9 protein-coding genes are annotated in these 7,075 nt (G+C 61.8%); 3 read left to right on the plus strand and 6 right to left on the minus strand.

Annotated elements, in window-relative coordinates; all coding sequences use genetic code 11:
- Positions 1-924 (plus strand): TonB-dependent receptor (locus WCJ52_RS10300; protein ID WP_336903218.1); only part of this gene is annotated, 924 nt, incomplete at its 5' end.
- Positions 925-964: 40 nt separating this feature from the next.
- Here WCJ52_RS10300 and WCJ52_RS10305 read toward each other — a convergent pair.
- The 4 genes from WCJ52_RS10305 to WCJ52_RS10320 all read right to left on the minus strand — a co-directional run bounded on the left by WCJ52_RS10305 (position 965) and on the right by WCJ52_RS10320 (position 3,312).
- A complete protein-coding gene (locus WCJ52_RS10305; RefSeq protein WP_336903219.1) occupies positions 965-1,291 on the minus strand; it encodes a WYL domain-containing protein in 327 nt (108 codons plus the stop codon).
- A gap of 37 nt (positions 1,292-1,328) precedes the next feature.
- A complete protein-coding gene (locus WCJ52_RS10310; protein WP_336903220.1) occupies positions 1,329-2,711 on the minus strand; it encodes a M24 family metallopeptidase in 1,383 nt (460 codons plus the stop codon).
- A gap of 77 nt (positions 2,712-2,788) precedes the next feature.
- Positions 2,789-2,956 carry a YciI family protein gene (locus WCJ52_RS10315; protein ID WP_336903221.1) on the minus strand — a complete coding sequence of 56 codons (168 nt, stop codon included), beginning with the start codon at positions 2,954-2,956 and terminating at the stop codon, positions 2,789-2,791.
- 38 nt (positions 2,957-2,994) lie between these two features.
- Positions 2,995-3,312: a multidrug efflux SMR transporter gene (locus WCJ52_RS10320; protein WP_336903222.1), complete on the minus strand. Its 318-nt coding sequence runs from the start codon at positions 3,310-3,312 to the stop codon at positions 2,995-2,997.
- A 439-nt stretch (positions 3,313-3,751) separates the two neighbouring features.
- Between WCJ52_RS10320 and WCJ52_RS10325 the strand changes: the two genes are divergently transcribed.
- Entirely contained in the window at positions 3,752-4,012 is a 261-nt protein-coding gene (locus WCJ52_RS10325) for a hypothetical protein (RefSeq protein ID WP_336903223.1), read from the plus strand.
- A 132-nt stretch (positions 4,013-4,144) separates the two neighbouring features.
- Here the strand turns inward: WCJ52_RS10325 and WCJ52_RS10330 are convergent, their stop codons facing one another.
- Positions 4,145-4,360, minus strand: coding sequence for a hypothetical protein (locus WCJ52_RS10330; protein WP_336903224.1), 216 nt, complete (start codon positions 4,358-4,360; stop codon positions 4,145-4,147).
- Positions 4,361-4,682: 322 nt separating this feature from the next.
- On the opposite strand from WCJ52_RS10330, the gene WCJ52_RS10335 reads away from it, so the two are divergent.
- Positions 4,683-5,399, plus strand: coding sequence for an acetyltransferase (locus WCJ52_RS10335; RefSeq protein ID WP_336903225.1), 717 nt, complete (start codon positions 4,683-4,685; stop codon positions 5,397-5,399).
- Between the two features lie 28 nt (positions 5,400-5,427).
- Here the strand turns inward: WCJ52_RS10335 and guaA are convergent, their stop codons facing one another.
- On the minus strand, positions 5,428-6,990 hold the full coding sequence (guaA, locus tag WCJ52_RS10340; RefSeq protein ID WP_336903226.1) for a glutamine-hydrolyzing GMP synthase: 1,563 nt from the start codon (positions 6,988-6,990) through the stop codon (positions 5,428-5,430).
- Between the last annotated feature and the right edge of the window lie 85 nt (positions 6,991-7,075).

Below are 7,075 nucleotides of genomic sequence, written 5' to 3' on the forward strand. Positions count from 1 at the left end.
GAGCTGGGGCTCTTCACCCTGCAGAGGCTGGAGTTCGGTCAGGGCGGCCTGGACGCAGGGCTGCGTATAGACACCCGGGAACTGCGCGCGGACCTCAAGGGCCGGACAACCAGCACCCCTGCCTCCGAACTGGGGCTGGACTGGTCCCGGACCCCGGACACCCGCCGCTTCACCAACCTGTCGGCCTCCGCGGGCCTGTTCTGGAAGCCCAGTGAGCCCGTCTTCCTTGCCGCGAACCTGGCCTACAGTGGTCGGGCTCCTACCGAGTTCGAGATCTTCGCCGATGGTCCCCACGGAGGGACGTCTACATTTGAGATCGGGGACCCGACCCTGGAGTCCGAGCGGGCCCTGTCGCTGGAGCTGACCTTCCGCTGGAAAGGGGATAACGCCCGGTTCGAGGCCCACGCCTGGGGCGCCCGGTACCGGGGTTTCATCGAAGAGCGCCCTACCGGCCAAACCTGGGAGGGCCTTCCGGTCTTCCACTTCCAGCAGTCGGACGCGGACTTCATGGGGTTCGAATTCGAGGGCGAGAAGACCCTGCTGCGAAGGGATACCGGCGAACTTGTCGCTCGTCTGTCGGGCGACACTGTCCGGGGCGCCACGGACTTCGGGGCCCCGCCCCGCATCCCTGCCTATGGCCTGACCGGCGAACTGGCCTGGAACTCCGAGCCCCTCGACCTGGAATTCGAGGTCCGCCGTGTCGGAGACCAGACCCGCACGGCACCCTTCGAACTGCCAACGGACGGCTACACCGCCCTGAACGCCAGCCTCGCCTGGCGGCCAATTGCCGATACGCCCGTGACCCTCAGCCTCCGGGGCCGGAACCTGACCAATGCCGAGATCCGCGAGCACGCTTCCTTCCTGAAGGACATAGCGCCCTCCCCGGCCCGGTCCGTCAGCGCCTCTCTGTCCTGGACCTTCTGAGACGCCCCCGTGGACTTGATCGGGTCGCCGCCAACCAGGGTCAGACCCAGCCGGTGTAATCCTCCAGGGTCTTGCCGGGTTCCGCCTCGAAGCGAGCGCGGCGCACCTGCAGGTTCAGGATTCTGTCGAGGCGAAAGACCCTGAAGTCCTCGCGCTGCTCGCACCAGGCAATCAGGACCTCGGCCCCTGTCAGACCGAAGACGGCGAGCGGTCGGACCGCCCGGTCAGTGATGGCCCCTTTCCGGTCTTGATAGTGCAGCTGCACCCGGCGCTGGGTCTCTATCGCGCGATCCAGTCGCCTGGCCCAGGGCGACGGCTCACCGTGCGGGCCCGAGACCCCGTGTAGGACGACGGAGGGAACATTCACGCCCGCCGCCCCGACCCCTTCGACCTGGCCTGCACCCTCATCGCACCAGGTGCCACTCGGTCTGGCGGCCGGCCAGGTAGATCACCCTTTGGCCGTCGAACAGGGCGCTCTGTTCCAGCTTCATCTGGACGAACTGCCCGCCCCATTCGGGGACCGGGTGGCGGACATTGCCCTCGATCGCATAGGCGGTGTTCGCATGCAGGGGCCAGTCTCCCTGCACCGCCGTCGGACCCTGATTGTCCCACATGCCGATGGTGGGTCCGGGCGCATGGCCGACGAACCCCAGGGGATGGCTATAGACGCTGGCCCTCAGCCCCGCCTTCCCGGCGGCTTCCAGGGTCGAGGCCAGGATGGCGTTCCCGGTCCGCCCGACGACGAAGTTCCCGGTCAGGAGATCCTGCCAGCGGTTCCCGGCCTGCAGGGCAGAAACGAGGCCCGCCGGCGGTGCGGTCTCGCCAAGGCGCATCACATAGCCCATCTCCTGGGTGTCGGTGCAGAGCTTGAGATAGCAGAAGCCGACGTCGGTATGCAGGACATCCCCCCGCTGGATGACGCCCTCCTCACCACAGGAGGGACCCGAGGCTGCACAAGTCGCCCCGCGCCTCTGCAGGTTCACGTCCGGGAAGAACCAGGGGGACAGCCCCAGGCTCTCAAAGCGGCTGCGGATGTACCAGGAGACGTCCTCGGTCCGGGTAACGCCCGGAGTGATGACCCGCTCGCTGAAGGCCTCGGAGATCACGCCCCGGGCGATGGCGACGATCTGGGGATAGACCTGCGCCTCCATGGCCGTGCGGGTCTCGAACCAGCGGATGACCAGGGGTTCGGCTGGGGTCAGGCGCTGGGCATATTCAGCAGGCAGGGCTTCCAGGAGCCGGTCCCGCAGGGCGGCGGTCAGGCCGTCCGCGACAGGCCAGTCCCGGGAGACGTTGATCCCGATGCGCCGGGGGTTCCGGCTGACGATGACCTCGGCCAGGGCTTTCCATTGAGCGTCCAGGTCGCCTCCGGCCCAGGCGGACGTATAGGCCCCGCCCAGCGGATACCGGTTGACCGACAGCTTCTCGATCGTCCCGTCAGGCTTGCGCAAGAAGATCAGCATGGTCGTCCGGCGGGCGGCAAAGGACGGCTGGGGGACAAGGGTGAAATAGACCGGATCCTCGGCGTACTCGCGGTTGATCACCAGCCACATGTCCAGGCCCGACTCCGCCATCAGGCGGGGCAGCAGGGTCTCTAGCCGGTCGGCCAGGATCTGGTTCTCCACCTCGACCCGGTCGCGCGACGGCAGGACCGCCAGGCCATCAGCGGTGGGGATGACCCGTCCCTGGGAGGCCTGTACCGGAGGGCTGGCGGTTGCAGCCTCGGGACTCTCCCAGACCAACAGAGAAAACATGAGGGCGAGGACAGGGGCGAGGCGCAGGCGCAAGGCGGGCAAGCTCCGGAAATGACGGGACCACAGCACACATCCCATGGAAAACACCCGGGGCAAACCGGTCCCGGCCATCAATCCCGGACGTTGAAGGGCCGGACCTCGATCCCGCTGGGGACCGGCATTGGATTGGGGCAAGGCTTCACCCAGGCGACCGCCTCTTCAAGGTCACGGACCTCCCAGATCCATAAGCCCGCCACGCGTTCGCCGGCCGGGGCGAAGGGACCCAGGGTGACGGTCACTGGGTATGGCGGGCGTGGAAGCCAGCTTGATGTCGATTTCAGCCTGAGAACTTCAGAGCGGCAACGCCGGCGACGATCAGCAGGACCCCGAGGATGCGCATCAATGACAGCGCATCTCCGAAAAACATGGCACCGACAATGAAGGTGCCGACCCCACCGATGCCTGTCCAGACCGCATACGCCGTCCCGATGGGGATGTCCTTTTGAGCAAGCCAGAGGAGGTATCCGCTCGCCGCCATGAAAACCACAGCGATTGCGATGCCGATCCCGCGTGTTTCGGGGACCTGGGAGATCTTTAGGCCAACAGGCCAGCCGATCTCGAAGGCACCCGCCAGAAGCAGATAGATCCAACTCATACGCCGATCTCCATCACGACCAGAAAGGTCACTCCCACTCCATCATCAACGAGCCTTCTAAGTTGTTGATTTATAACGCACCTAAGGCTGCTCCGCGGAAAATCACCGTCATTTTAAACGCCAGAGTGCAGAGCACCAGCATTGGCGCGGGTTTGCGGGCGATCCGGCCGGAAGCGACCTTTCGAGATCTATCGACGCTGGGAACCCTCCTGGACACCATCGATACGTGCGCTTTTGGGTCAGGGGCCGGCGTCTGCTCGCCGTGGTCACGCCGCAGAGAAAGGCCTGCCCCCTCGGCCTAACGCCCCCTTGTACCAGGAGCCAAGTGACACCTCGTGCGACCCTGATGTATACTTCACAGTGTCGTGGCGGGGTTTGGTCTGGTGGTCGCGCTTTCTCGACACTCAATCCTGCCAACGCAGGTCACGTGGGGGGATATATGTCCAACTGGCTGATTGTTTCGATTGTCGGCTCCGTCGTGCTGACAGTGCTGCTGAACCTGTTGCCGATGTTGTTTCCGAAGACGGCGCGCCGCGCTCAGGAGCACATGATCGAGGAAATCCACAAGCAGCATGACTGGGAAGACGATGCCACCCGGGCGGGTCCGTCGGTGAAAGTCTTCTTTCCGTGGAAGGCCATGCTGATTGGCTCGTTGGTGCTGACTGTGCTCATCAATCTCATTGGCTGGTTTGCGCGCTAGGACCCGCCAGCCTGAACCGTGAAGCAATTGACGCTGTAAGTCGCCGCTGAAACGGAGCCCTGAACAGCTGCCTTCCGGCACTCTGACGGTCGCTTCAGGGTCGTTCATCGAAATCTGCTGACGTCCGCGTTCCTAGACCGCGACCGGCAGCAAGGGGTCGGGAGCCGCCGTCAGATCGGGCAAGGCGAACGACCCAATCCCGCCAAGTAACAGTCGACCCGCCACATCGAACAGTTCCGCGGCGATTGCGATACCGATCCCGCGTGTTTCGGGGACCTGGGAGATATTTATGCCGACAGGCCAGCCAATCTCGAAAGCACCCGCCAGGAGGAGATAGATCCTACCCATACGCCGATCTCCATCAGGACGTGAACGGTCTCTCTCAAATGGTAATGATATAGGTTTTTTCTTTATTATTTCCAATCACTTACGTCTCCCTAAATACTGAGTGGATACCTTCTATTTAACTTTTCAAGTGTATCGGCGAAAAGCGTTTAGGCTATTGATTTCACTACTTTTTTGACACCATAACAGGCGCAATGTGCTGCGCAGTTCATACTCAAAAGTTGATGGGATGCTGAAACAACATTTTAGGCTATTTTTTCGCTTCCCACACAGTCTTGCGACACGTAAAATAAAATTCTAAATATTATCATAATAGAGAACAGAAATGGAAAAAGACGCGCAGACAAAAACGGTAATAATAGAGCCCACTCACCAAAAAATTGTTTTTGGTCTGTATGGCGCAGGCGGATTTGCGCGTGAAGTAATGCCGGTTTTAACTGATTATCTCTCTATTATTTTTAAATCAAAACCCGAAACAACGTATCAAGTATTTTTTGTCGAAGATAATCCAAAACAAAAAGAATTAAACGGATATCCACTTATTTCCGAAATAGAGTTCTTTGAAATCGAATGTAGTGAACGATTATTCAATATTGCTATAGCTGAGTCGAGGGCGCGCGAACGCATTGCCAACAAATGTATATCTAAAGGCGCAAAGCCAATGTCGATCCAATCACCGCATTCAATAGTTTACGACTGCAACCAAATAGGTGAAGGGGCTATATTGTGCGCCCACACCATGATTACATCAAACGCAAAGATTGGAAAATTTTTTCATTCCAACATTTACTCTTACGTAGCACACGACTGTGTTATTGGTGATTACGTGACATTTGCTCCTAATGTTCACTGTAATGGCAATGTTCATATTCACAATCATGCATACATCGGAACAGGCGTTGTCATAAAACAAGGTTCATTTTCAGAGCCGCTTGTTATCGGTGAAGGTGCTGTAGTCGGAATGGGAGCCGTTGTAACCAAAGATGTTCCGCCCTTTACAACTGTTGTTGGAAACCCCGCAAAAACTCACAACAACACTTAAACCAAATCTACCGCTTACGTAAGAGTTTCTACTCCCACTCAATCGTGCCCGGCGGCTTCGAGGTCACGTCGTAGACCACGCGGTTGACGCCCCTCACCTCGTTGATGATCCGGGTGGCGCAGCGGCCGAGGACCTCCCAGGGGAATTCGAAGAAGTCGGCGGTCATGCCGTCGGTGGAGGTCACGGCGCGCAGGGCCAGGACGTCTTCGTAGGTGCGGGCATCGCCCATCACGCCCACGGTCTTGACCGGCAGGAGGACGGCGAAGGCCTGCCAAATGCTGTCGTAGAGGCCCGCCCGGCGGATTTCCTCCAGGTAGATGGCGTCGGCCTTCTGCAGGACCGCCACCTTCTCCGGCGTGATCTCGCCGGGGATGCGGATGGCCAGGCCCGGCCCCGGGAAGGGGTGGCGGCCCACGAACGGGGCCGGAAGGCCCAGTTCCACGCCCAGGACGCGGACCTCGTCCTTGAAGAGTTCGCGCAGGGGCTCCACCAGCTTGAGCTTCATGTATTCGGGCAGGCCGCCGACATTGTGGTGGCTCTTGATCACCGCCGAGGGCCCGCCCCGGGCCGAGACGCTCTCGATCACGTCCGGATAGAGGGTGCCCTGGGCCAGGAAGGCGGCACCCTCGATCTTAGCCGCCTCGCGGTCGAAGACCTCGACGAAGAGCCTGCCGATGGTCTTGCGCTTGGTCTCCGGGTCGGTGACGCCTTTGAGGTCTCCGAGGAAAAGTTCAGCGGCATCAACGTGTACCAGCGGGATATTGTAGTGATCCCGGAACATGGTCACGACCTGTTCGGCCTCGTTCAGGCGTAACAGGCCGGTGTCCACGAAGACGCAGGTCAGCTGGTCGCCGATGGCCTCGTGGATCAGGACGGCGGCCACGGAGGAGTCCACCCCGCCGGACAGGCCGCAGATCACCCGGCCCTGCCCCACCTGCTCGCGGATCCGGGCGACGGATTCCTGCCGGAAGGAGGCCATGGTCCAGTCGCCCGACAGGCCGGCAATGCGGTGGGTGAAGTTGCGCAGGATCAGGGCGCCCCGGGGCGTGTGGGCCACCTCCGGGTGGAACTGGACGCCGTAGAACCGGCGGCCCTCGTCGGCGATGATCGCGAAGGGGCTGCCCTCGGACGAGGCGACCACCTCGAAGCCGGGCGGGATGGCCGTGACCTTGTCGCCGTGGCTCATCCAGACGACCTCACGGTCGCCGACCTCGCCCAGGCCGGCCAGCAGGGGGGACAAGCGCTCGATCCGGATCTCGGCCCGGCCGAACTCCCGGTCGTATCCGCCCTCGACCCGTCCGCCCAGCTGGGCGCAGAGGGTCATTTCGCCGTAGCAGATGCCCAGGACCGGCACGCCGAGTTCAAAGACCCGGGAGGTGACCGAGGGGCTGTCGTCCTCGTGGACGCTGGCCGGGCCGCCGGAGAGGATGACCGCCTTGGGCGCAAAGGCATCCAGCATGGCCTCGATCCGGTCGTAGGGATGGATCTCGCAGTAGACACCGCTCTCCCGCAGCCGCCGGGCGATGAGCTGGGTCACCTGGCTGCCGAAGTCGACGATCAGGACACGGTCATGGACGGGGGCGGCGGTCATGCAGGGGTCCTTCCATCGGCCCGGGCCAGGACGGCGACGAAGAATCCGTCGGTGTCGGAGGTCGCGGGGGTCAGCCGGAGATAGC

Origin of the sequence: Phenylobacterium sp. (assembly GCF_037138395.1) — a bacterium.
Taxonomy (GTDB): domain Bacteria; phylum Pseudomonadota; class Alphaproteobacteria; order Caulobacterales; family Caulobacteraceae; genus Phenylobacterium.

Excerpts from the sequence above, each read along its gene's own strand:
- WCJ52_RS10320 (WP_336903222.1), bottom strand. The coding sequence starts at position 3,312 with ATGAGTTGGATCTATCTGCTTCTGGCGGGTGCCTTCGAGATCGGCTGG.
- WCJ52_RS10325 (WP_336903223.1), top strand. The coding sequence starts at position 3,752 with ATGTCCAACTGGCTGATTGTTTCGATTGTCGGCTCCGTCGTGCTGACA.
- WCJ52_RS10330 (WP_336903224.1), bottom strand. The coding sequence starts at position 4,360 with ATGGGTAGGATCTATCTCCTCCTGGCGGGTGCTTTCGAGATTGGCTGG.
- WCJ52_RS10335 (WP_336903225.1), top strand. The coding sequence starts at position 4,683 with ATGGAAAAAGACGCGCAGACAAAAACGGTAATAATAGAGCCCACTCAC.
- guaA (WP_336903226.1), bottom strand. The coding sequence starts at position 6,990 with ATGACCGCCGCCCCCGTCCATGACCGTGTCCTGATCGTCGACTTCGGC.